Annotated in this window: 20 protein-coding genes; 7 read left to right on the forward strand and 13 right to left on the reverse strand. The window is 70.6% G+C overall.

Translation table 11 applies throughout. From position 1 onward, the window contains the following. Nucleotides 1-34: 34 nt before the first annotated feature. From tal to pgl, 4 genes are read left to right on the forward strand one after another with little or no spacing between them, the layout of a single operon-like run. The gene (gene tal / locus HED23_RS24490) at nucleotides 35-1153 is read left to right on the forward strand and encodes a transaldolase (RefSeq protein ID WP_203185541.1); all 1119 of its coding nucleotides are present in this window, start codon (nucleotides 35-37) and stop codon (nucleotides 1151-1153) included. A gap of 5 nt (nucleotides 1154-1158) precedes the next feature. Beyond that, nucleotides 1159-2691, forward strand: a complete 1533-nt coding sequence (gene zwf / locus HED23_RS24495; RefSeq protein WP_203185542.1) for a glucose-6-phosphate dehydrogenase — start codon at nucleotides 1159-1161, stop codon at nucleotides 2689-2691. After that, nucleotides 2688-3719, forward strand: a complete 1032-nt coding sequence (gene opcA / locus HED23_RS24500) for a glucose-6-phosphate dehydrogenase assembly protein OpcA (RefSeq protein WP_203185543.1) — start codon at nucleotides 2688-2690, stop codon at nucleotides 3717-3719. The genes zwf and opcA overlap by 4 nt, the downstream gene beginning before the upstream one ends. Beyond that, nucleotides 3716-4498, forward strand: coding sequence for a 6-phosphogluconolactonase (gene pgl / locus HED23_RS24505; protein WP_203185544.1), 783 nt, complete (start codon nucleotides 3716-3718; stop codon nucleotides 4496-4498). The genes opcA and pgl overlap by 4 nt, the downstream gene beginning before the upstream one ends. A gap of 290 nt (nucleotides 4499-4788) precedes the next feature. Here pgl and HED23_RS24510 read toward each other — a convergent pair whose 3' ends face one another. After that, nucleotides 4789-5910: an esterase/lipase family protein gene (locus HED23_RS24510; RefSeq protein WP_203185545.1), complete on the reverse strand. Its 1122-nt coding sequence runs from the start codon at nucleotides 5908-5910 to the stop codon at nucleotides 4789-4791. A gap of 390 nt (nucleotides 5911-6300) precedes the next feature. Between HED23_RS24510 and HED23_RS24515 the strand changes: the two genes are divergently transcribed. After that, complete coding sequence (locus HED23_RS24515) at nucleotides 6301-8028, forward strand: alpha/beta fold hydrolase (RefSeq protein WP_203185546.1); 1728 nt, start codon at nucleotides 6301-6303, stop codon at nucleotides 8026-8028. 69 nt (nucleotides 8029-8097) lie between these two features. Here HED23_RS24515 and HED23_RS24520 read toward each other — a convergent pair whose 3' ends face one another. Both HED23_RS24520 and HED23_RS24525 read right to left on the reverse strand, forming a co-directional pair. After that, entirely contained in the window at nucleotides 8098-9351 is a 1254-nt protein-coding gene (locus HED23_RS24520; RefSeq protein WP_274383039.1) for a beta-ketoacyl-[acyl-carrier-protein] synthase family protein, read from the reverse strand. Next, entirely contained in the window at nucleotides 9332-9571 is a 240-nt protein-coding gene (locus tag HED23_RS24525) for a hypothetical protein (protein WP_203185547.1), read from the reverse strand. The genes HED23_RS24520 and HED23_RS24525 overlap by 20 nt, the downstream gene beginning before the upstream one ends. A gap of 585 nt (nucleotides 9572-10156) precedes the next feature. Here HED23_RS24525 and HED23_RS24530 point away from each other — a divergent pair. After that, nucleotides 10157-10681, forward strand: coding sequence for a helix-turn-helix domain-containing protein (locus HED23_RS24530; protein WP_238442092.1), 525 nt, complete (start codon nucleotides 10157-10159; stop codon nucleotides 10679-10681). 68 nt (nucleotides 10682-10749) lie between these two features. Here HED23_RS24530 and HED23_RS24535 read toward each other — a convergent pair whose 3' ends face one another. The 6 genes from HED23_RS24535 to HED23_RS24560 all read right to left on the reverse strand — a co-directional run bounded on the left by HED23_RS24535 (nucleotide 10750) and on the right by HED23_RS24560 (nucleotide 16633). Beyond that, on the reverse strand, nucleotides 10750-11451 hold the full coding sequence (locus HED23_RS24535) for a response regulator transcription factor (RefSeq protein WP_338019624.1): 702 nt from the start codon (nucleotides 11449-11451) through the stop codon (nucleotides 10750-10752). A gap of 62 nt (nucleotides 11452-11513) precedes the next feature. After that, nucleotides 11514-12947 carry an MFS transporter gene (locus HED23_RS24540; protein WP_203185550.1) on the reverse strand — a complete coding sequence of 478 codons (1434 nt, stop codon included), beginning with the start codon at nucleotides 12945-12947 and terminating at the stop codon, nucleotides 11514-11516. A gap of 97 nt (nucleotides 12948-13044) precedes the next feature. Continuing rightward, a complete protein-coding gene (locus tag HED23_RS24545; RefSeq protein WP_203185551.1) occupies nucleotides 13045-13974 on the reverse strand; it encodes a HesA/MoeB/ThiF family protein in 930 nt (309 codons plus the stop codon). Beyond that, nucleotides 13971-14966 carry a hypothetical protein gene (locus tag HED23_RS24550; RefSeq protein WP_203185552.1) on the reverse strand — a complete coding sequence of 332 codons (996 nt, stop codon included), beginning with the start codon at nucleotides 14964-14966 and terminating at the stop codon, nucleotides 13971-13973. Before HED23_RS24550 ends, HED23_RS24545 begins: the two co-directional genes overlap by 4 nt. After that, entirely contained in the window at nucleotides 14963-16189 is a 1227-nt protein-coding gene (locus HED23_RS24555; protein WP_203185553.1) for an acyl-CoA dehydrogenase family protein, read from the reverse strand. Before HED23_RS24555 ends, HED23_RS24550 begins: the two co-directional genes overlap by 4 nt. Nucleotides 16190-16240: 51 nt before the next feature. Next, complete coding sequence (locus HED23_RS24560) at nucleotides 16241-16633, reverse strand: hypothetical protein (protein WP_203185554.1); 393 nt, start codon at nucleotides 16631-16633, stop codon at nucleotides 16241-16243. 743 nt (nucleotides 16634-17376) lie between these two features. Here HED23_RS24560 and HED23_RS24565 point away from each other — a divergent pair. Further along, nucleotides 17377-18573: a SagB/ThcOx family dehydrogenase gene (locus HED23_RS24565; RefSeq protein WP_203185555.1), complete on the forward strand. Its 1197-nt coding sequence runs from the start codon at nucleotides 17377-17379 to the stop codon at nucleotides 18571-18573. Between the two features lie 49 nt (nucleotides 18574-18622). Here HED23_RS24565 and HED23_RS24570 read toward each other — a convergent pair whose 3' ends face one another. The 4 genes from HED23_RS24570 to HED23_RS24585 all read right to left on the reverse strand — a co-directional run bounded on the left by HED23_RS24570 (nucleotide 18623) and on the right by HED23_RS24585 (nucleotide 22775). Further along, nucleotides 18623-20128 (reverse strand): PH domain-containing protein, encoded by a 1506-nt coding sequence (locus tag HED23_RS24570; RefSeq protein WP_203185556.1) that lies wholly within the window; start codon nucleotides 20126-20128, stop codon nucleotides 18623-18625. After that, nucleotides 20125-20628, reverse strand: coding sequence for a PH domain-containing protein (locus HED23_RS24575; RefSeq protein WP_203185557.1), 504 nt, complete (start codon nucleotides 20626-20628; stop codon nucleotides 20125-20127). The genes HED23_RS24570 and HED23_RS24575 overlap by 4 nt, the downstream gene beginning before the upstream one ends. Nucleotides 20629-20631: 3 nt before the next feature. Continuing rightward, complete coding sequence (pgi, locus tag HED23_RS24580; protein ID WP_203185558.1) at nucleotides 20632-22284, reverse strand: glucose-6-phosphate isomerase; 1653 nt, start codon at nucleotides 22282-22284, stop codon at nucleotides 20632-20634. 155 nt (nucleotides 22285-22439) lie between these two features. Then, entirely contained in the window at nucleotides 22440-22775 is a 336-nt protein-coding gene (locus tag HED23_RS24585) for an RNA polymerase-binding protein RbpA (protein ID WP_078598194.1), read from the reverse strand. Nucleotides 22776-22780: the final 5 nt, after the last annotated feature.

The raw sequence follows: 22780 nt of genomic DNA on the forward strand, positions 1-22780 counted from the left end.
CGCGGTTACACGACAAGTAGGAGATGCAATTCTCATGACAGACGCACTCAAGCGCCTCTCGGACGAGGGCGTGGCGATCTGGCTCGACGACCTGTCCCGCACGCGGATCACCTCCGGCAACCTCGCCGAGCTGATCGACCAGAGTCACGTCGTGGGTGTCACGACCAACCCGTCGATCTTCCAGAAGGCGATCTCCCAGGGCCACGGTTACGACCAGCAGCTCACGGACCTCGCCACCCGCAAGGTCACGGTCGACGAAGCCATCCGCATGATCACGACGGCCGACGTCCGTGACGCCGCCGACATCCTGCGTCCCGTCTTCGACGCCACCGACGGCCAGGACGGCCGGGTCTCCATCGAGGTCGACCCGCGCCTGGCCCACCACACCGCGGCCACCGTCGCCGAGGCCAAGCAGCTGGCCTGGCTGGTGGACCGGCCGAACACGCTCATCAAGATCCCGGCGACCAAGGCCGGCCTCCCGGCGATCACCGAGGTCATCGGCAAGGGCATCAGCGTCAACGTCACGCTGATCTTCTCGCTGGAGCGCTACCGCGAGGTCATGGACGCCTACCTGGCGGGCCTGGAGAAGGCGAAGGCCGCCGGCCTCGACCTCTCCAAGATCCACTCCGTGGCGTCCTTCTTCGTGTCCCGTGTGGACACCGAGATCGACAAGCGCCTGGACGCCATCGGCAGCGACGAGGCGAAGTCCGCGAAGGGCAAGTCCGCCCTCGCCAACGCCCGTCTCGCCTACGAGGCGTACGAGGAGGTCTTCGCGGGTGACCGCTGGGCCGCCCTGGACAAGGCGCAGGCCAACAAGCAGCGTCCGCTGTGGGCCTCCACCGGCGTGAAGGACCCGTCCCTCAAGGACACCCTGTACGTCGACGACCTCGTCGCGCCGAACACGGTCAACACCATGCCGGAGGCGACGCTGGAGGCCGTGGCCGACCACGGTGAGATCAGTGGCAACACCGTCGCCGGCCGTTACGACCAGGCCCGTGCCGACCTCGACGCGATCAAGAAGCTCGGGGTCAGCTACGACGCCGTCGTCCAGCTGCTGGAGGACGAGGGCGTCGAGAAGTTCGAAGCCGCCTGGATCGACCTGCTCAACTCCACCGAGGCCGAGCTCAAGCGCCTCGCTCCTTCGGAGGGCTGACCACCTTGTCTGGTGTTCCCGGAGCCAACCCGCTCCGTGACGCACAGGACCGACGGCTCCCGCGTATCGCGGGGCCGTCGGGCCTGGTGATCTTTGGCGTCACGGGCGATTTGTCCCGTAAAAAGCTGATGCCCGCCGTCTACGACCTGGCCAATCGCGGCCTGCTGCCACCGGGCTTCTCGCTCATCGGCTTCGCGCGCCGCGACTGGGAGGACGAGGACTTCGCCCAGGTCGTCCACGACGCCGTCAAGGAGCATTCCCGCACCCCCTTCCGCGAAGAGGTCTGGCAGCAGCTCAGCCAGGGCATGCGCTTCGTCCAGGGCAACTTCGACGACGACGACGCGTTCGAGACCCTCAGGGCCACGATCGAGGAGCTCGACAAGGCGCAGGGCACCGGCGGCAACTTCGCCTTCTACCTCTCAGTGCCGCCGAAGTTCTTCCCCAAGGTCGTCCAGCAGCTCAAGAAGCACGGGCTGGCCGACCAGAAGGAAGGCAGCTGGCGGCGGGCCGTCATCGAGAAGCCGTTCGGTCACGACCTGGAGAGCGCGCAGGAGCTGAACCAGCTCGTGCACGACGTGTTCCCGCCGAACGAGGTCTTCCGTATCGACCACTACCTCGGCAAGGAGACGGTCCAGAACATCCTGGCGCTGCGCTTCGCCAACACCATGTGGGAGCCGATCTGGAACCGGTCGTACGTCGACCACGTCCAGATCACGATGGCCGAGGACATCGGCATCGGCGGCCGGGCCGGCTACTACGACGGCATCGGCGCGGCCCGGGACGTCATCCAGAACCACCTGCTCCAGCTGCTGGCGCTGACGGCGATGGAGGAGCCCGGCTCCTTCCACCCCAAGGCGCTGGTCGCCGAGAAGCTGAAGGTGCTCACGGCGGTGGAGCTGCCGGAGGACCTGGGCAAGCACACGGTTCGCGGGCAGTACACGCACGCGTGGCAGGGCGGCCAGGAGGTTCCCGGCTACCTCGAGGAAGACGGCATCGACCCCAAGTCGAAGACGGACACCTTCGCCGCGATCAAGCTGACGATCAACAACCGCCGCTGGGCGGGCGTTCCGTTCTATCTCCGTACCGGCAAGCGCCTCGGCCGTCGGGTCACCGAGATCGCGGTCGTCTTCAAGCGCGCCCCTTATCTGCCCTTCGAGTCCGGTGCGACGGAGGAGCTGGGCGGAAACGCCCTGGTCATCCGGGTGCAGCCGGACGAGGGGGTCACGGTCCGGTTCGGCTCCAAGGTGCCCGGCACGTCCATGGAGGTGCGGGACGTCACGATGGACTTCGCCTACGGCGAGTCCTTCACGGAGTCCAGCCCGGAGGCGTACGAGCGGCTCATCCTCGATGTCCTGCTCGGCGACGCCAACCTCTTCCCGCGCCACCAGGAGGTCGAGCTCTCCTGGAACATCCTCGACCCGATCGAGGAGTACTGGGACAAGCACGGCAAGCCCGCCCGGTACGCGTCCGGTACCTGGGGTCCGGCCGAGGCGGACGACATGCTCGCACGCGACGGACGGAGCTGGCGCCGGCCATGAAGATCGATCTCACGGAAACCACGTCCAGCAAGATCAACCAGACCCTCATCTCGGCGCGCCGTTCCATCGGCTCCCCGGCCGTGGGCATGGTGCTCACCCTCGTCATCGTCACGGACGAGGAGAACGCCTACGACGCGCTCAAGGCGGCGAACGACTCCTCGCGTGAGCATCCCTCGCGGATCATCGTGGTGATCAAGAGGGTCAGCCGCTCGCCGCGTGCGCGCCGCGACGCCCGGCTCGACGCCGAGATCCGGGTCGGTTCCGACGCCGGCTCGGGCGAGACCGTCGTCCTGCGCCTGCACGGCGAACTGGCCAACCACGCCCAGTCCGTCGTCCTGCCGCTGCTGCTGCCGGACGCCCCGGTGGTGGCGTGGTGGCCCGAGGACGCTCCGGCGGATCCGGCCAAGGACCCGCTCGGCGCCCTCGCCCAGCGTCGTATCACCGACACCTACTCCGCCGAGCACCCGCTCGACGAGCTGTCGGTGCGCGCGGCGACGTACCGGCCGGGGGACACCGACCTGGCCTGGACGCGCATCACGCCGTGGCGCTCGATGCTGGCGGCGGCTCTGGACCAGCAGCCGGCGCAGGTCATCTCGGCGACGGTCGAGGGTGAGTCCGACAACCCGAGCTGTGAACTGCTGGCCATGTGGCTCGCGGACCGGCTCGGGGTCCCGGTGGAGCGCACCCACTCCGGTGGTCCCGGTCTGACGGCCGTGCGGCTGGAGACCAAGAACGGTGTGATCGTCCTGGACCGTCCGGACGGCTCCCTGGCGACGCTCTGCATGGCCGGCCAGCCGGACCGCGCGGTCGCGCTGAAGCGGCGGGAGACCGCCGAGCTCCTCGCGGAGGAACTGCGCCGTCTGGACCCGGACAACATCTACGAGGCCACGGTGAAGTTCGGCGTGGAGCGCCTCGGCGGGCCGACGGAGCCGTCCTCCGTCGGTTCGGGGCAGAAGCGGCCGGAGCCTGCGGGTTCCGCCGCCCCTGCCGCGAAGAAGACGGCGGCCAAGAAGGCGGCGTCGAAGTGAGTGCTCCGCAGCTCGTCGTGCACCGCGACAAGGAGCTGATGGCTCAGGCCGCGGCGGCCAGGCTGATCACGAAGATCGTGGACGCCCAGGCCGCCCGCGGTTACGCCTCGGTGGTCCTCACCGGTGGACGTAACGGCAACGGCCTGCTGGCCGCGCTCGCCGACTCGCCCGCCCGGGACGCGATCGACTGGTCACGGCTCGATCTGTGGTGGGGCGACGAGCGGTTCCTGCCCGAGGGCGATCCGGAGCGCAATGTCACGCAGGCCCGCGAGGCCCTGCTGGACAAGGTGGAGCTGGACCCCTCCCGGGTCCACGCGATGCCCGCGTCCGACGGGCCGTACGGCGGCGACGCCGACTCCGCGGCAGCCGGCTACGCCGCGGAGCTCGCCGCCGCGGCAGGCCCGGAGGACCACGGGCCCGTCCCGACGTTCGACGTGCTGATGCTGGGCGTCGGGCCGGACACCCATGTCGCGTCCCTCTTCCCGGAGCTGCCGGCGGTACGGGAGACCGAGCGCACCGTCGTCGGTGTGCACGGCGCTCCCAAGCCGCCGCCCACCCGCGTCTCGCTCACGCTGCCCGCCATCCGGGCGGCGCGTGAGGTGTGGCTGCTGGCCGCGGGTGAGGACAAGGCGCAGGCCGCGGAGATCGCGCTGTCCGGGGCCGGAGAGATCCAGGCACCGGCGGCGGGGGCGTACGGCCGCAGCCGCACGCTGTGGCTGCTGGACGCCGCAGCGGCCTCGAAGCTGCCGCGCGCGCTGTACCCGCCCGCGTCCGCGTAGCCGAACGACGTAGGAGGCCCGGTCCCGCTCCCAGGAGCGGGGCCGGGCCTCTCGCTGTGACGGCCACCTGTCCACGCGCCCGCCCGCGCCCCCGGGCGTGAGGGCCTTCTTCCGCCCACCCGGACGTCAGGGCCTCCCGTCCGAACGCTCACACGGCGCCACATGCGCCGGCTCTGCGGGCTCCCGCTCGCTCCCTTCCGCCCGCTGTCCGACGTACCGGGGGCGGGGCTCCGTCCGCTCGAACGGCGTGTTCACCCGCTCGGGGAACGGCATCCGGGACGTCCTGGAGGTCACCGTCCGCCGGCGGGCAGGCGTACCTGGGCCTTGCCCCCGTCAGGAACGGCAGACCCGTGGCCGCAGTCGGGCTGCCGCGCCGTCGCGGGGTCGAGGGCATTGCTGACGAGGCGCAGGAAGACCGGGGCGTAGGGGCTTCCCATGTGCCCCGTCCGGTCCCGTGGGCACAGGTCCTGGACAGTGGTGTCGGTGACCCGGCCGGTGGAGTGACCGGGGCGGAGGTACTGGCGTTCGTAGGGGGTGACGATCCTGTCCCACCGCGTGACCAGAGTGGTGTACCGCACCCCCGGCATGGTGTCACCGCCGGTGTCGAGCCGCCGGTTCACCGCTGATCCGATCGTCTGGTCCGCCAGTGCCTGCCCGCCGAATTCGGCGGCCGGCGCGAGGATGTGCAGCCGCTGGGCGAGGGTGGCGAGTCCGGAGACCGTACTGCCGTGGTTGGCCGGGGAGATGCCGATCAAGTGGTGCACCTTGTTGCGGGCCGGATCGGACGGGTGGGCGCCGCCCGCGAACTTCAGGTAATAGCGAGGCAGGATCCCACCGCCCTGGGAGTGACCCACCAGGTCGACCTGCCTGGCTCCCGTGCGGTCGAGGACCCGGTCGACGAAGCGGGCCACCTCCTCGGCGGACTCGGGGATCGCGGCCCTTCCCTTGGCGACGTCGCCGCGCGGTGCGCCGAAGTTGACGGCGAAGACGCAGTAGCCCTCGGCCCTGAGCCGGGGTGAGAGGGCGCTCCAGTTGCTGTAGGCGTTCTCGTACGTGCCGTGAAGGAGGACCACCGGCCGGGGATGCCGGGCGCCGGGCAGGCAGTTCCAGTCGTCGGCGCCGGGGGGCGGGGTGTCGGGGTGATCGATGGAGGCGAGGTAGGCGCGCTTCCAGCTGGTGTGTCCGGCGCCGGGGCCCGCGGCGACGGAGACCGTACGCGGGGCGAGGCCGTCCGGACCGGGTGCGGCCATGACGGGGAACAGGACTGCGAGGACGGTCAGCGCGGCGGCGGTCCGACGGAACACACGGCGGCGCCATCGGTCGGCGCTTGCGGCCGGCCCTTCCCGGAGGACCTGCCTCCCGGAGCCGGTACGGACGGTGGGATCGGTGGTGTGGAGATACGGGACCTGCATGGAGGTGCCTCCCGGCTGGTTCCTCACGCTTACGTCAGAACGCGAGCTGATGTGGTCATCCGTCGGGGTGGTGACACATGCCCTGCCGGAGGGGCCCTGGCGTGACAGGAGGCGCGACGGCAGGCCGGCTTCCACCCGCGCGCCCCGCACGGTCCCCGCGCCTCACTCCGGCCGCGCGCCCCGCGCCTCCCGCGCGTCTCGTACCGCCCGCGCGGTGAGCCACAGACCGGCCACGGGACGGGCCGACGCGCTTTCGGGTGACTCCGGCCCATGGGCCGTTCACTCAGAGTGAGACCGGCGGTACGGTGACAGGCGTCGTGTGCGGGCGTGGCCGCCCGTTCCGTCACCCGACGCACCGCGTCACCTCGTGTCCGGCCGCAAGGAGATGGCATGTCCGCGAACTCGGTTGTCTTCGGCGCCGGTGGCTTCATCGGCCGCTCCCTCGTACTGGAACTCCTGCGCCGCGGCCAGTACGTCGCCGCTGCCGTGCACGGCAGCGGCGACCGGCTGACGGAGTGGCTCGCGGACCGGGGGGTGGAAACCGACCGGCTCACGGTCGTCCCCGCCGACATCACCCGGCCGGGGCTCGGCCTGCCGGAGCCGGGGGGCCTGGACGAAGTGCGCGACGTGTACAACACGGCAGCGCGATTCGCGTTCGGCGTCGACCCCGCCGAGGCCCGGGCGGTCAACGTGGACGGCGCCGCGCATGTGATCGAGTGGGCCGCCGCCCGCCCGCAACTGCGCCGGGTGGTGCACATCAGCGGATATCGCATGGCCGCGGCCGACGCCGGCTCGCCCGACTACCGGCGGGACGGCGCCTACGAGGCGTCGAAGCGCGAGGGCGACGCGACGGCACGGGCACGGGCAAGCGCACTGGGCGTCCCTCTGACCGTCGTCAACCCCAGCACGGTGATCGGCCAGGGGCAGTACCTCGGCCTGGCGGACCTGGTCGGGCAGCTCTGGAGGGGCCGCCTCGCCGCACTGCCCGGCGGTCCTGACATCTTCCTGCCCGTCGTCGCGCTCGACTACTTCGTCCAGTTCCTGGCCTCCCTTCCGGAGAAGCGGGAGAGCGCGGACAACACCTACTGGCTGCTGGACGACGCCACTCCCCACCTGCCACAGCTCGTCGCGCTGCTCGCCGAGCACATGGGGGTACGGGCTCCGCGGCGTTCCGTTCCCGTCGGTCTCCTCAAGCGCCTCCCCCGCGCGATCACCAGGGCGGATCCCGAGACCCTGTCCTTCCTCTCGACCGACCGGTACGACACGTCGTCCGCGCGCGAGCTCGCCGAGTCCTTCGGGCTCGAGATGCCGCCGGTGCACGACGCCCTGCGCAGGTGGACCGACGACCTGGTCGCCGCCCGCTTCGGACGGGTCCGGGCACCGCGCGCGCCGTACGGCTTCCAGCAGGTCGGCGAGGACAGGACCTGGGTGGTGGGCGACCGGGAGCGGCCGGGCTACGTGTTCCTGCACGGGCTTCCGGTCGACTCCGACTCCTGGACGCCCGTGGCGGACCGGGTGGACGCTCCCACCCTCGCGGCGGACCTGCCCGGCTTCGGACGGTCGGCGCCCGCCCGGCAGTCGCACGACGCCTGGCTGGCAGCCCTCCTGGATCCGGTCCGGAGCCGGCCGGTCCTGGTCGCGCACTCCTACTCCTGCGGACCGGCCCTTCGTTACGCCCTGCGGCATCCCGAGCGCGTAGGTGCGCTGGTCCTCGTCTCCCCGGCGTTTCTCCAGCCGGCGTCCTCGTGGCTGATGCGTTCCCCTCTCGCCGTGCCCGTCCTGCGCCGGATGTCCGCCGAGCGGCTCGCCCACTCGCTGGGCCTCCCGCACGACGGTTGTCTGGAGGGGCCGGTGGAAGACCTGCGGCGAGCTGGAGCAGCGGTCCGGGTCGTGGCCGCTCTGCGCTCGGCGTACGGGCAGCGCGGCGCCCTCCGGATCGCTCTGCACCGTGTCACCGCACCGGTGGAGCTCATCATCGGTTCGCGGGATCCGCTGGAGGGGCCGAGCGTCCTGCCGGTCACCGAGATCGCGTCGGCAGGCCACTACCCTCAGCTCACACATCCTGACGATGTCGCCGGTCACCTCGTCCCGCTGAGGGAGCGGGCAGCGGTCCGGTAGCGGGCGTCCGCGACACCGGGCCGGCGCCGCGGCCGGCGGGCTCGTACGACCGGTGCGCCCCTGCGGTGCTCAGCCACGGGTGAAGATCAGCACCACGTTGTGCCCGCCGAAGCCGAAGGACGTCGACAGCGCGGCGGTGGCTTCGGCTCTGCGCGGTACGCCGGTCACCAGGTCGAGCCCGATGCCGTCCCCGACCTCCTCCAGGTTGCGCACCGGTGGCACCAGGGACTCCTTGAGAGCGAGCACCGTGAGAATCGCCTCCACCGCGCCCGAGGCACCCAGCAGGTGACCGGTGGCGGACTTCGCCGCGGTGACCACCGGGTGATCACCCACCGCTGCCGTCACGGCCCGGGACTCGGCCACGTCTCCCTGGGGGGTGCCGGTCGCGTGGGCGTTGACGTGGCCGATGTCTCCGCCGGTGAGGCCTGCGTCGCGCAACGCCTCGTCGATGGCGCGGGCCTGGCCCGCGGCGTCGGGCAGCGTGATGTCGTGGGCGTCCGACGTGACGCCGGTCCCCGCCAGGGCCGCGTGGACGCGCGCGCCTCGCGCACGCGCGAAGTCGCCCCGTTCCAGCACGACCATCCCCGCGCCTTCGGACATCACGAAGCCGTCACGCCGACGGTCGAAGGGCCTGGAGGCCCGTTCGGGCGCGTCGTTGCGCAACGACAGGGCGCGCATCTGCGCGAACGCGCCGAGGGAGAGCGGATGGATACAGGCGTCGGTGCCCCCGGCCACCACCACATCGGCACGGCCGGCGCGGATCAGCAGGGCGCCCACCGCGATCGCCTCGGCACCCGAGGCACAGGCGCTGGTCGGGGCGTGTGTCCCCGCGCGTGCTCCCAGCAGAAGGCTGACCACTGCCGAAGCGCCGTTCGGCATGAGCCTCGGGACCGTGTAGGGAGATACGGCGCGCTGGCCGCGCTCCCCCATGAGGTCGTGCTGGTCCAGCATGGTCAGCGCGCCGCCGATACCGGTGCCGACCACCACGGCCAGCCGTTCGGGTTCGGCCTCCGGCGGCCCCGCGTCCGACCATGCCTCCCGGGCCGCGACGATCGCCGCCGCCTGGCTGCGGTCGAGTCGGCGCCCCTGCACCCGGCCCACCTCAGCGTACGGGTCCCGCATCATGCTGCCGGCGATGTGGACCGGCAGCTCGGTGACCCACGGAGCCAGGATCGGCGAGATGCCGGACCGGCCGGCCAGGAGCCCGTCCCAGGTGCCCGGGACATCGGCGCCGAGCGGAGTGGTGGCACCCATGCCCGTCACGAGGACATCGCCACCCGGCCGGACCCGGGAGTGCGCGGTTTCACCGGCCGTACGCAGCACGGCGAACCCCCTTGCCGGAGCTGCCGACCGACCACCCGGACGCGCTCAGCCCGGCCATGGTGAGCCTCGCCACCGCGAGCAACAGATCGCGGGTGCCGGCGACCTGAGCGGGATTGCCGTGTCCATCCGGTTCCGGTGCGAGGAGCAGGGGCTCGGCGGACGGGGCTGCGGCGTGGTCGGCAGGGGACACGGCACCGGCTTCGGGTACGAGTGCGGTCATGATGCGCGGGCCGCTTCTCCGGGCTCTTCCCTCTCCGTCGATAAATACATTCGTTTCTGAAGTCACACACATAGCAGCTCCCCTTTCCTCGGGTCGGGCGTGTCCTGAAAATGCCGCATCCCCGGGCAAACGCATGGAATGCCACAGAGGCTGGACAAGTCACCGGTAGCAGATTCCCCTCCCCCGCTACCGCGACTCAATCTATGCGCTACCACCGCCTTAGCACCTCGTCTATTCTGTCGAATTATCGACTCCCCCTTTCAGAGGATTCCCCCCCATCCTGGGGACACGGAGAGCACGGAGAGAGGCGTACGAAGAGAGCACATCACCTCCTACAGCACAGAGTATGGCGAGCTCAGCACCATGATCAAATTCTTTCTGACTTGTCGTACAATGCCTTCGATTACTGCTTATTGCCACAACACTCAGGAATGCTGCATAGTAAAGAAAGAGGCTGCAGAGAACAGTTACCAGCGCCCGCCTCGGACTCCGATGCATTTCAAAAATAAATTAATGCACACCAGGGGCAAGGGGGGCTTACGGATGACTTTTCCGTTCTCCTGCAAAATCCGGAAAGGGAGAATCGTGCCGCACACCAAATGGGCGCAACCGTCCTCCGAAGAGGAACAGGTTCAAGTAGTCCGCTGGCCTCTCGAAGCGTCGAAGCTGGAACACTTCCGGCACAGGGGCGTTCTCCGCCTGCTCGTGATCGAGAACGGGGCGACGCCGCCTGTGTCCACGGACGTGCGGGAGGACTGGGTCCGATCGCCGATCACACGTGAGGACTTCGCCGCACGCATCTCGGCCCTGCGTGCCAGGGCCTCGTCCCACGATGTGCCGGCGCTGGACCACGACGGGCTGCTCAGGTACGGCAGCCGAGTCGTGCCTGTGTCCCCGACCGAGATGTACCTGTTGAGGCCTCTGGTACAGCGCTTCGGGAGCCTGGTCGCGCGTGACGAGCTGCTCACTCTGCTGAGCACACGGGGCAGTACGGCCAGCCGCAACGCCCTGGACCTGCACGTGATGAGGATCCGGCGCCGGGTGCTGCCTCTGGGGCTGCGGGTGCGCACTGCCAGCCGGCGCGGTTACCTCCTGGAGGGGCTGGGCTGAGCACGCGGAGGCCCCGCCGGACACCGGTCCGGCGGGGGCTCCGCGGTCCGGCGGCGTTCCGGCCGGGCTCACGGAGCTCCGGAGCAGGCACAGACCGCGGGTGCCAGCCCCGTCCGGTGCGCGTAGATCACGGCGTGCACGCGGTTGCGCAGGTGAAGCTTGTCGAGCAGGTTCTGCACGTGCGACTTGACGGTGCTCTCGCTCACCACGAGCTCTGCGGACATCTCGGCGTTGCTGAGGCCGCGAGCCAGGAGCCGCAGCACCTCGTGTTCCCTCCGGGTCAGCAGATCGGCACGTGCGCGCTCGGCGTCCGTGTCCGGCCGGCTGACGGCCCCGGGCCAGAGCTCCCCGCCGGCCCCGGGGCGCTGAGGACCGGCCGCCGCGTAGACGGCGTACCCCGCGGAGACCATGTGGACGGCGGACACCAGCTGCTCCGGGGTGGCGCTGCTCAGCACCACGCCCTTGGCACCGGCCCGGAGGGCTTCCCGCGCGGTGCCGCCGGTGCCGTGGGCCGTCAGCAGGACGGCCGGCATGTCGTCCCCGCACCGTGCGGCAATCGCGGCGACCATACCGACGGCGTCGAGGCCGGGTGACTGTGCGTCGGCGAGCACCACGGCGGGGCCGAGGCGGAGCACCTGGCGCTCGGCGTCCGCGGCGTCGACGGCCTCCCCGACCACCTCGATCCTCCCGTCCCTGTCGAGTACGGCCCGGATGCCGGCCCGGGTGATGGCGCGGTCGTCGACGAGCAGGACGCGGACGTGTGCGCTGATCGGTCTTTCCTTTCTGCGGGGCGTGGGAACGCGTTGTGGTGGACCGGATCACCGGCCCGGTGTCAGGCCTGGGCGCTCTCCGCGCCTGAGATCTTGACGCCGGCGCTCGCACCGCCGGCCCGGACGGTTTTCGGACGCCTGGGTGTCATGAGGACCGCGACAGCGCCGACGGCGATGAGACACGCGCCGGTCCACAGGGCCGGAACCATGCCGTCCGTGAAGGTGTCCGGCGTGGCGAGGCCGCCGTGCGCGGTGAACACCGACGCCAGCACGGCGACTCCGAGGACACCGCCCAGCTCACGCAGGGAGTTGACCGCTCCCGAGGCCATCCCCCGGTCCTGTGCGTCGACCGAGCTCATCACCAGGTTCGCGGTCGGGGAGAAGTAGAAGGTCATGCCGAGACCGCACATGACCAGGGCCGGGATCAGCGACGTATAGCTCACGTCCGGTGAGACACGGGCGGCGATCCAGCCCAGCCCGCATGCCTGCAACGTCAGTCCGATCGCCACGATGGACCGGCTGCCGATCCGGTCGGAGAGGAACCCGACCAGCGGTGCGACGAAGATCGGCACCGCGGTCCAGGGCAGGATGCGCAGGCCGGCTTCCATCGGGGAGTAGCCGCGCGGGCCCTGGAAGAACTGGGTGAGGAGGAAGACCGAGCCGAACATGCCCGCGAACATCAGCAGACCTGCGGCGTTCATCCCGCTGAAGGTCCGGTGGCGGAACAGTCTCATGGGGAACATGGGCATGTCCGTGCGAAGTTCCCAGGCGACGAACGCAGTCAGGACCAGGGAACCCCCGGCCAGCGCGACCAGGACGCGGATGCTCGTCCAGCCGTCCGTGGGGCCCTGGATGAGGCCGAACACGATGCCGAACAGGCCCACGCCGGCCAGTACGGTCCCGGTCAGGTCCAGCCGGGAGTTGGGGCCCCGGCTCTCCGTGAGCTTCCAGCGGCCGAGGGGCAGCAGCAGGAGCCCGATCGGTACGTTGATCCAGAAGATCCACTGCCAGGTCAGGTGCTCCACCATCACTCCGCCGACGAGTGGGCCCATGGCGATGGCAAGCCCTTCCACGGCGCTCAGCGCTCCGAGGACTGCGCCGCGGCGGGCCGCCGGGGCGACCGCGGTGAGCAGGGTCAGGTTGAGGGGCATCAGAGCGGCGGCGCCGAGGCCCTGCAGCGCGCGGGCCGCGATGAGTGCGCCGATGCCGGGGGCGAGCGCCGCCGCGGCGGAGGCGACGGTGAAGATGCCGAGGCCCACCACGAACATCCGCCGACGCCCGAACCGGTCGCCCAGGGCCGCACCGGGGAGCATCAGCACCGCGTAGGTGAGTGTGTAGGCGTTGACGGTCCACTCGAGCTGCTGGATGTCGCCGCCGAGGCTCTCGCGGATCGCGGGCAGAGCGGTGATGACGACCAGGTTGTCGAGGGACACCATGGCCACGCCGAGGCCACAGCACAGGAACGTCCACAGGACGTTCCGCTTGGGAACATGCATGATTGCCTTTTTCTGGAGGGTGGGCTGCGGGCGGGCACCGGCGACGGCCCCGCGGGAGACCGCGGGACCACCACCGGTGATGCGTGCGCGGTCGCCTTCAGCGCGCGCCCGGACCGCGCATGAGACGGACGATCGGCGGCACCAGGGCCGCCAGTTCGACCGGCCACCGCAGGCGGGTCAGCCAGCGCTCACCGAGCGGACGGGCCATCTGGTGCACGTCCAGGCTGATTTCCTGGCGCACGGGCCTCCCGGCCAGGAGGCGTACCGCCATGTGGGAGCTCAGCACACCGAACGCCGTGGCGGTGTAGGCGACTTGGGGGAAGCTGTAGTCCGTGCGCATGTGGTTCGCCCGGATCTCCGCCAGCATCTCGGCCGGCACTCTGCGCAGCGGCACCGCACGGCGCAGGAGGTTCCAGGTGTCCACGTGCTCGATGTCGGCCGCCGTGATGGCGCCCGCGAAGGGCTCACGGATACGCCGGTAGTCGTAGCAGCGCACGTACTGGGTCCCGGCCATGTCCCATCCGGTGATCAGGGGGAGCCTCCGCTGGGCCGCCACGCGGTGCAGCAGGTGCTTGGCGCGCCATCCGTCGGCGGTCGTGACGTCCACCCCGTCGATGACGATCTGGCTGGGCGCTGTGAGCCTCTGCACCGTGGACGCTGTCACCCCTTCGGTGAACACCGTCACCCGGGCGTGCGGGTTGATCGACATGATGCGTTCCGCCGCACCGGCGGCCTTGTTCTGCTCGATGTCGGCAGCGACCGCGTTCTGGCGGTTGAGGTTGTTCAGCTCGAAGGTTCCGGGGTCCGCCACCAGGAAGCGCTGCGCGCCGAGCCTGGTCAGCGGCTCCACCGCGGCACCACCGATCGACCCGCAACCGGCCACCAGGATGGTGGCGTTGCGCAGGGCCGCCTGCTCGTCGGCCGAGACGACCCCCGCGTTGCGGGTGACCAGCTCCTCGTAGAAGACGCTGTGGGGAGCCGACTCCCCGTTGCCTGCCGCCGGGCGGTCGGCACTCTCCGGGATCATGCGGCACCTCCGCGCTGACGCGGGATGGCGGAGCCGCCGGAAGCCTGCCTGCGTCCCGCGAGCCGGGCGACCATCTCGTGGTACGAGGTCAGGTCGCTGCTGCCGTCCATGTAGGAACTGACGACGTCGCGGTACCAGGGCAGGTCCTCTGGCACCGGGGCGACGAAGGGCTTGGCGAGGACGCCCTGGTGGTAGATGGGCGCCAGCGGGTCCGACGGGGGCAGGCTCGGAGAGGTGTCCTCGACGACATGGAGATCGAAGCCGGCCAGGCGCAGGTGGCGCAGGGCGACGTGCTCCTTGGCGTCTCCGAGCACGAGCCGGATTCCGTCGTCGAGCTGGATCATCGCCTCACCCATACCGAGCATGAGGTGCCAGGGCACTCGGTCGTGCTGGATCCCGAGCGGCATCGACTGGTCGCGCAGGAAGCGTTTGAGCTCGAAGACCTGATGGGTCCCCAGACCCAGGCGCGCGTACTGTCCCAGCAGGTCGATGCCGTGGGCGGCCTCGGTCGGGAACAGGGAACGCCGTGGCGAGTCGAGGGGCAGGCTCACGGTGTCCGCCGAGCAGCTCAGCCCGACGTAGCCACGGATCCTTCCGGTGCGCGAGCAGAGCGTCACCGTGTGGATGCTCTCCACCGGGCCGGGGCGGGGCAGCGGTTCGTGGTACGCGGCCGTCCGGTAGACGAGGTCGGCCGAGATCCAGCTCAGCCGCAGGTACTGGGCCAGCCGGAAGCCGAGGATGCCCCTGAGGTACCGCGCGGGGAACTGGCTGTCCCGCGCGGTGAGGGTGATCAGCCCGCTGTGCTCGTCCTCCGCGTGGTACAGCGGCGTGCCCGAGATCTCCGCCGGGAGCTGCCGGTAGCTGAGCCGCTCGTGCAGTTCGATGATGTCGGCGACGTAGCGCAGGGCGCGCGAGCCCGCGGGGTCCGCGGACGTCGGGATGGTGGTGCGGGCGTTCCCGTCACCGCCCGCGCGGGGGGAGGCGGTGTTCATTCGGCGTCGTCCTCGACGTAGAGGCTCTCGGTGATCGTGAGCGCCAGCACCTCGGGGGTGCCCTCGTAGATGCGGGTTCCGTAGGCGTCGCGGAGCATCTTCTCCACTCCGTAGGAGCGCAGGTACCCCCGCGCGCCGACGAGGGAGAGCGCTGCGTCGGCGACCTCGATCGCGGCCCGGTCGGCGAACAGTTTGGCTACGGCAGGTTCGTAGGCGGGTGGTGGCAGCTGGGTGTCCACGGTGTTCGCCGCGTGGAGGTACAGCAGGCGCGCCGCGTCCACCTTGGCACTCATGCCGGCCAGCTTCGCCGCGGTGAACTGGTGCTTGTACAGCGGTGATCCGCCCTGCACGCGGTCACCCGCCCAGGTGACGGCTTGTTCCAGCGCGCCTCGGGCCACTCCGGTCGAGATTCCGGCGACGGCGGCGCGCGCCATGTTGCTCTGAGCCATGTTGATGGGCATGCCCTCGCCCTCGCCGCCGATCATGTTCTCGGCCGGCACCCGGACCTCGTCGAACTCCAGCTCGCTTCCCAGGCAGGCCCGGTAGCCCATCTTGTCGGCGACCGGGCCGCGGACCACGCCCGGGAGGTTCAGGGGGACGATGAAGGAGGTGAGCCCGGTGGCACCGGGGCTGCCCTCCATGTTCGCGAAGACGGAGGCGAAGGCGGCGAAGCGTGCGTTGGTGATGAACCTCTTCCGGCCGGTCAGCACGTACTCGTCGCCGTCCCGGCGTGCGGTCATCACGTTGCGGGCGTGCGACGCGTTCGCCGGAATGATCAGATCGCAGCCGGCGTCCTCCTCCGTCACCGCGTTGCAGGCGAGCACCGGCTCGTCACCGGAGAAGAGCGGGAGGTAGCGCGCCTGGAGGCGGGGATCGCCGGAGAGCAGGAGCGGGGCCTGACCGAGCATGGTGGCGCCGAAGACGAGTGCGGTGCCGGGGCACACGGCGGCCACTTCCTCCAGGGCGGTGGCGACTCCCAGCATGCCGAGGCCGAGACCGCCGTAGTCCGTGGGGACGGCGGCCCGGGTCAGACCGATCTCGTGGCCGCGGCGCACCACGTCCCAGTCGAACTCCTCCGCCGGGGCCTGATCCAGTTCCCGGACCAGGGGCCTCACGGTCTCCTGCGCGAACTCCCTTGCTTCTTGCTTGAGTTGCTGCACCTCCGGGGGCAGCACGTCGAAGTTCAGCTCTGGGGAGAGGTCTGTCGGTACGGCGATGGTCATGGCTGTCGTGGCTCCTTGGGCACTGGTGTCACCTGGGCTGTACGCGGGAGGTCAGGCACCGATGCCCGACTCCGCGGCGATCGTCGGGTAGCTGTCGAAGGCGGGCTGGAGCATCGGCACCAGCTCCAGCACCTTGGCGATCCGGCCACGGATCCGGACCTTGCCGGTGGCGATGGCGGCGGGTACCAGCAGCCGGCCCATCCACAGCGCGTGCGCGGTGTCGCAGGACATCTTGAGGGTGATCGCGGCCTTGAACGGCGCCTCGTCCCCGATGACGACACCCTCGGACGAGACGAAGACCCTGCAGTCCGGCCTGCTGTGCACCAGCTGCACCGAGAGAGCTTCCCTGCGGGCCTTCTCGACGAACTGCTCATCCTCCAGCAGCACGCCGAAAAGCCGGCCGAACACGTCGGACGCCATTTCGCTGGACTTGAATACGGTCATGCTTCCTCTTCACTTTCCTCAGCGGCGCGACACCCACCCGCAATGCAAGGTCACATTGCTTCCGGGAGAGGCCGCACACGATGAACCCGCATGAATCGGCACGAGTGTCCTCTGCCGCCAGGAGCTGAGTGCACCTGCTCGTCGGGCGTCGATGTCCGCACGTTATGACACCTTCCGGAGACCATCGGCCGCATCGACAGGTCGCGGAAAAAAGACTGAAAGAAATGAGTAAGCAATGGCCACTCAAGGCCTTGACCAGCGGCGATGGTCATTCATCATGTCCACATGCACATGATCGACCCAGGATCAGGGGCGGTCGGATGTGAGCAGAAACGCGCGACCAGGCCCCGCCGTCCACTGCGAAACAAACGACAGCACGTAATGCCTCTGCCCATGAATGCGACGCTGAATAAAAGCGGAGGCCATGGGTTCCACCACGAAAGGATGACGAGGCGGATCACCTCTTGCGCAAGATGATTCCGTGTTGCGTCATGGAGAAGTCGCCGCGACGAAACACGCGGCTTCGAATTCGGAAGGAGGTGACGAATGATGCGCAGGATCGAGATGAAGCACCGTATCGCTGTCCGGGCCGACCGGCCCAAGGCCGGTGAGGGTTCCACCTGGAACTGGACGTGGGCCTACCGCGAGGCGTGACCGCCCGCGTGGGGCCGGGCACTCCCCTGCCCGGCCCCACGCGTGCGTCCGGGCCCCCTTCCCCCTCTCCCGCACGCCGAGGAGTCACCTTGCGCCTACGCCGCTCCCGTTGCCTGACCTGCTACTGGCACGACAACGCCTTCGTCGTCCACCCCCACCCGCACGGCACGCCCACGGCTCTGCACCCGGCTGCCGCCGAGATCCTGGCCGCCTTCGAGGACTGGAGCACGCCCGGCGAGGCCGCCGGGCGCCTCGGCCACCTGACCCCCGACACCGTCCAGGAAGCCGTCACGACGCTGGTCCGGAGCGGGGCCCTGCTGGCTCGCGGCAGCGAGGCCGCGCGACGCGACGAACAGATCGCCGGGCTGTGGGGGGCGTGGATGCCCGAGGCGTCGTTCTTCCACTACGCCACTCAGGACGTGTACGACGCCCAGCCGGGCGGAGACCCGCCCCACGACACCGGAGACCCGCCCGGCGACACCGGGAACCCGCCCGGCGACACCGGGGACCCGCCCGGCGTCGCCGGGGACGCGAACGCCGAAGCCTCCGTGGAGGCTCCGCCGCCTCCCCTGTTCACGGGACATCCGCAGGCTCCCCGACTGCTGCTCCCCCGCAGGCCGGCCGGGCTCGGAACGCCCTTCGGCGAAGTCCTGTACGACCGTCGCACCCACCGGGACTTCACCGGTGCGCCGGTGTCACTGGAGACCCTGGCCACCTTGCTGGCCGTGGTCTTCGGTCCGGTCGACTTCATCGACTGCGGCCGGGGTGCGCTGTACCGGCGCACCAGTCCTCAGGGCGGATCCCGGCAGGAGATCGACGCCTACGTCGGCGTTCTGGGTGTCAGCGGCCTGGCTCCCGGCTGGTACCACTACGACGGACTGCGGCACGGGCTCGAAATGCTTTCCGAGGGCCTCACACCCGCGGAGGCCGCCCACCTCTGCGCCGGACAGTCGTGGGCCGAGCGGCCCGCGTTCCTCGTCGTGCTCGCAGCACGGCTGGAGCGGATGAGCGTGAAGTACCCAACGCCCCGCGCCTACCGGGTCTGTCTGCTCGACGCGGGGCATCTGGGGCAGACGTTCGCCCTGACCGCGACGGCCCTCGGGCTCGGCCCCGCCCAGACCGGTGCCTTCAGGGATTCCGCGGTCGCCGGCCGATGCGGTCTGGACGACACCGGCCACACCCCGCTCTACGTACTGGCCGCGGGGCACCCCGCCCCGACGCCCCAGGACGCTCCTCCGCCCGCGGGGATCCCCGCTTTCGCCTCCACGACGCTGCTCGACCCGTGACCTCCGGCAGGAGGCGGCCGGGTTTGGGCCCAGGCCGCGCCCCATCCGCTCAGCCGCGCTCCAGGAAGGGCTCCAGTAGCCCGGGGACGGCGTCGGCGGCGAAGAGCAGGCCCTCGGACGCCCCGGTGTCGTACGCCGTGTACGCGCCGCCTCCCGCGGCCGTCGTGGCGGTGACGCTCAGCAGTCCCGCCCTGCGCTGGAACCAGGACTGCTTCACCGTCCAGCCGATCACCCCGGACCGCTGGAGAGCCGCCGTGGAACGCCGGACGCTGCCGGACCGGGTCACCAGGTAGCCACCGCTGAGGGTGTGTCCCAGCGACCGGTACGCGTCGAGGCCGAGGAGCACGGCGGCGGGCACGCCCACCACCGCGCAGGCGAGCGCGGTCCACAGCAGCACGGGAGTCAGCAGGAGGCCCAGGACCGCCTGGAGCAGCACCGGTGCCAGGGCCACGGACAGGGCGCGGCGCAGTCGCCGCCCGCGGGCCGCCCGTGGATGGGCCGTGAGCGGGGCGCCCGTCGGAGTGACCGGCTCCCGCAGCACTTCCGCGGCGATGCTGTCGGCCAGAGCTCGGGGCACGGCCGGCAGCAGGGTGTTGTGGTCGGCGTTCCGCTCCTCGTCCTTGGTCAGGCCCGTGGCGATCGCGTCGACCCGCGCGGCGCCCGCGAGCCGCACGCCGAGGGGCTCCACCAGGTCCACCCCGCGCAGCCGCCGTTCCTCGACGGACAGGGAGCGCGAGGTGAACAGGCCGCGCCGCACCCGCAGGGTGCCGCCCGGTTCGCGTTCCAGGCGGTAGTTCCACCACATCTCGATCCACAGCCCGAGTGCTCCGATCACACCGGCGACCAGTGCCACCGCGACCATGACGACGATCGCCCAGACGAGCGGTGTGTCCTGGAAGCGGTCGGCGATCCAGTGGATCACCTCGGCCTGCGCACCGACCCACTCACTGATCTGCAGCAGACCGCCGGCGGCGGTGCCGCCGAGCACGGGCGCGGCGAACGAGATGGGTGCGTAACGGAGCCACCGGGGATCGAGCGTGGCCAGTTCGCCGTCGCGGTGCGTTCCCGGGGCCTCGGGGACGGCACGGTCGAGGAGTTCACGTCGCAGCCGCTCGCCCTCGGCACGGGCGACGGGGTCGAGTTCCAGCGTGGAGTCGCCACCCGTCTGCTCACCGGTGCCGATCCGGACCGAGACCAGCCCGAGTATCCGCAGCAGCGGATGGGCGGTGAGGTCGACGCTGCGGATCCGCTCGCGGGCCAGCGAGCGGCGCTTCGCCAGGAGGAGCCCGGAGTGCAGATCGACGCGCTCGGCGCCGAGCCGGTAGCGGGTGCGCCGCCACCGCACGTAGTCGCCGGCGGCCGCGCAGCAGACGAGCAGGGCGGATCCCGCCAGGGCCCAGCCGACGGCCGCCGCGTATCCGAGACGCCCGGACAGTGCGACCGTGACCGGCACGGCGGCGCCCACGGCGACTCCCGCCGTGACCAGAGCGGTGACCAGGACCGTACGGGAATGGAGACGCCGCCAGTCGCTGCCGCTGTCCACGGCCGTGCTCACGTGGCGTCCCCGGGGGTGTCCTGGGTGATCCGGGTCAGCCGCTCGGCCAGCTCGGCGGCGACCTCGTGGGTCAGCCCCTCGATCTGCACGGCGCCCTTGGCGGACGCGGTGGTGACCGTGACCGTGGCCAGTCCGAAGAGCTGCTCCAGCGGGCCCCGCACGGTGTCCACGGTCTGGATCCGGGACATCGGCGCGATCCGCCACTCCCGCAGGAGCGCCCCGGTGCTCACGTAGACCGCTTCGCCGGTGACCTCCCAGCGGTGGGTGCGGAACCACCAGAGGGGGAAGAGGACGGCGCACAGCAGGCCAACGGCTGCGATCACCGCGGCCGGCATCAGCAGCCAGAACCTGGCCGGAGCTATGAGCGCGCCCAGGATGCCCAGGACCGCCACCGGTGCCGCGGTCAGCAGCAGCCACTGGGCCCGCCACCAGCCGACCGCCCGTGGAGCCGGCGTGTTGCGCGGCGGCCTGAGCCGTATCGTCCCCTCCCCCGTCGTCATGGCTCAGCGGCCCCGCAGCGACCGGTACGCCGAGACGAGCGCGGCGGTGGAACTGTCCAGCTGTTCGCCGCCGGTGCCCTCGGTCAGGACCGGCTCGATCTTCTTGGCGAGGACCTTGCCCAGTTCGACGCCCCACTGGTCGAAGGAGTCGATGTTCCAGACGGCGCCCTGGACGAAGACCTTGTGCTCGTACAGCGCGATCAGCTGGCCGAGTACCGAGGGGGTCAGCCGGTCGGCGAGGACCGTGGTCGTCGGGTGGTTGCCGAGGAACGTCTTGTGCGGCACGAGCTCCTCCGCGACGCCTTCCGCGCGGACCTCGTCCGGCGTCTTGCCGAAGGCGAGGGCCTGGGTCTGCGCGAAGAAGTTGGCCATCAGCAGGTCGTGCTGGGCGATCAGCCCGGGCAACAGGTCCTGGACCGGGGACGCGAAGCCGATGAAGTCGGCCGGAATGACCTTCGTGCCCTGGTGGATCAGCTGGTAGTAGGCGTGCTGCCCGTTGGTGCCGGGCGTTCCCCAGACGACCGGTCCGGTCTGCCAGTCGACCGGATTGCCGTCCCGGTCCACGGACTTGCCGTTGGACTCCATGTCCAGCTGCTGCAAGTACGCGGTGAACTTGGACAGATAGTGGCTGTAGGGCAGGACCGCGTGGGACTGCGCGTCGAAGAACTGGCCGTACCAGACGCCCAGGAGGCCCAGCAGCAGCGGGGCGTTCTCCTCCGCGGGGGCGGTACGGAAGTGCTCGTCGACGAGGTGGAAGCCGTCGAGCATCTCGCGGAAACGGTCCGGGCCGATGGCGATCATCAGCGAGAGACCGATCGCCGAGTCGAAGGAGTAGCGGCCGCCGACCCAGTCCCAGAACTCGAACATGTTGGCCGTGTCGATGCCGAAGTCCGTGACCTTGCCGGCATTGGTCGACAGCGCCACGAAGTGCTTGGCGACGGCTTCCTGACCGGCCTTCAGCTCGGTGAGGAGCCAGTCGCGGGCGGAGGTGGCGTTGGTGATGGTCTCGATCGTGGTGAAGGTCTTGGACGCCACGATGAACAGCGTCTCGGCCGGGTCGAGGTCGCGGACGGCCTCGTGGAGGTCGGCGCCGTCGACGTTCGACACGAAGCGGACCGTGAGCGAGCGGTCCGTGAAGGAACGCAGCACCTCGTAGGCCATGGCGGGCCCGAGGTCGGAGCCGCCGATGCCGATGTTCACGATGTTCTTGACCGGCTTGCCGGTGTGACCGGTCCACTCCCCGGCCCTCACCCGGTCCGCGAAGGCCGCCATCCTGTCCAGGACGGCGTGCACGGCCGGCACGACGTTCTCGCCGTCGACCTCGATCACGGCGCCGCGCGGGGTGCGCAGCGCGGTGTGCAGGACGGCGCGGTCCTCGGTCGTGTTGATCTTCTCGCCCCGGAACATCGCGTCCCGCAGCGCGGCCACTCCGGTGGCGTCGGCGAGATCCCGCAGCAGGCGGAGCGTCTCGTCGGTCACCAGGTTCTTGGAGTAGTCGATGTGGAGGTCGCCGACCCGGAGGGTGTAGGCGGTCCCGCGGTCCGGCGCGTCCGCGAACAGCCGGCGCAGATGGGTGTCGCCGAACTCCTCACGGTGCTTGCCGAGAGCCGCCCACTCGGGCGTCTGGTTGAGCTTGGTTCGGCCTTGTGCGTTCATCCCGGAAATCGCCCACTTCTTCTCGTACCTGCAACCTTCCCCGCTGCCCCTCCAACCTAATTGATCTGGAGGGTGCGGCGGGGCAACGGCGGGCTGGCGGGCGGCCAACGGATTCCGGCCGGACACCCAGGGGGTGGCCGGCCGGTGAACAACTTCTAGATCTCGCCGCGTAGTTTCGCGAGGGCTTCGGCGAGGATCGCTTCGCCGTCCGCGTCGCTGCGCCGCTCGCGCACGTACGCCAGGTGCGTCTTGTACGGCTCGGTGCGCGGCGGAGCCGGCGGGCTGTCCCGGTCCTGTCCGGCCGGGAAGCCGCAGCGCGGGCAGTCCCAGGTCTCCGGTACCTGCGCGTCATGGGCGAAGCTCGGCTGCGTCTCGTGCCCGTTCGAGCACCAGAAGGAGATGCGGAGGCGCGGCGCGGACTCGCCTCGCTCGGCCTCCCCCATCGGCCCCGCTCCGACCCGGCTTCCCCGGATCGCGTTGCCACTTGCCACGGTCG

Source organism: Streptomyces pratensis, assembly GCF_016804005.1.
In the GTDB taxonomy this organism is placed as follows: Bacteria; Actinomycetota; Actinomycetes; order Streptomycetales; family Streptomycetaceae; genus Streptomyces; species Streptomyces pratensis_A.

What these genes read in the sequence shown, in the direction of transcription:
- HED23_RS24560 (WP_203185554.1), bottom strand. Translation starts at nt 16,633, where the DNA reads ATGACCGTATTCAAGTCCAGCGAAATGGCGTCCGACGTGTTCGGCCGG.
- HED23_RS24555 (WP_203185553.1), bottom strand. Translation starts at nt 16,189, where the DNA reads ATGACCATCGCCGTACCGACAGACCTCTCCCCAGAGCTGAACTTCGAC.
- HED23_RS24525 (WP_203185547.1), bottom strand. Translation starts at nt 9,571, where the DNA reads ATGACCGCACTCGTACCCGAAGCCGGTGCCGTGTCCCCTGCCGACCAC.
- tal (WP_203185541.1), top strand. Translation starts at nt 35, where the DNA reads ATGACAGACGCACTCAAGCGCCTCTCGGACGAGGGCGTGGCGATCTGG.
- pgi (WP_203185558.1), bottom strand. Translation starts at nt 22,284, where the DNA reads ATGAACGCACAAGGCCGAACCAAGCTCAACCAGACGCCCGAGTGGGCG.
- HED23_RS24515 (WP_203185546.1), top strand. Translation starts at nt 6,301, where the DNA reads ATGTCCGCGAACTCGGTTGTCTTCGGCGCCGGTGGCTTCATCGGCCGC.
- HED23_RS24540 (WP_203185550.1), bottom strand. Translation starts at nt 12,947, where the DNA reads ATGCATGTTCCCAAGCGGAACGTCCTGTGGACGTTCCTGTGCTGTGGC.
- HED23_RS24545 (WP_203185551.1), bottom strand. Translation starts at nt 13,974, where the DNA reads ATGATCCCGGAGAGTGCCGACCGCCCGGCGGCAGGCAACGGGGAGTCG.
- HED23_RS24510 (WP_203185545.1), bottom strand. Translation starts at nt 5,910, where the DNA reads ATGCAGGTCCCGTATCTCCACACCACCGATCCCACCGTCCGTACCGGC.
- HED23_RS24550 (WP_203185552.1), bottom strand. Translation starts at nt 14,966, where the DNA reads ATGAACACCGCCTCCCCCCGCGCGGGCGGTGACGGGAACGCCCGCACC.
- opcA (WP_203185543.1), top strand. Translation starts at nt 2,688, where the DNA reads ATGAAGATCGATCTCACGGAAACCACGTCCAGCAAGATCAACCAGACC.
- HED23_RS24575 (WP_203185557.1), bottom strand. Translation starts at nt 20,628, where the DNA reads ATGACGACGGGGGAGGGGACGATACGGCTCAGGCCGCCGCGCAACACG.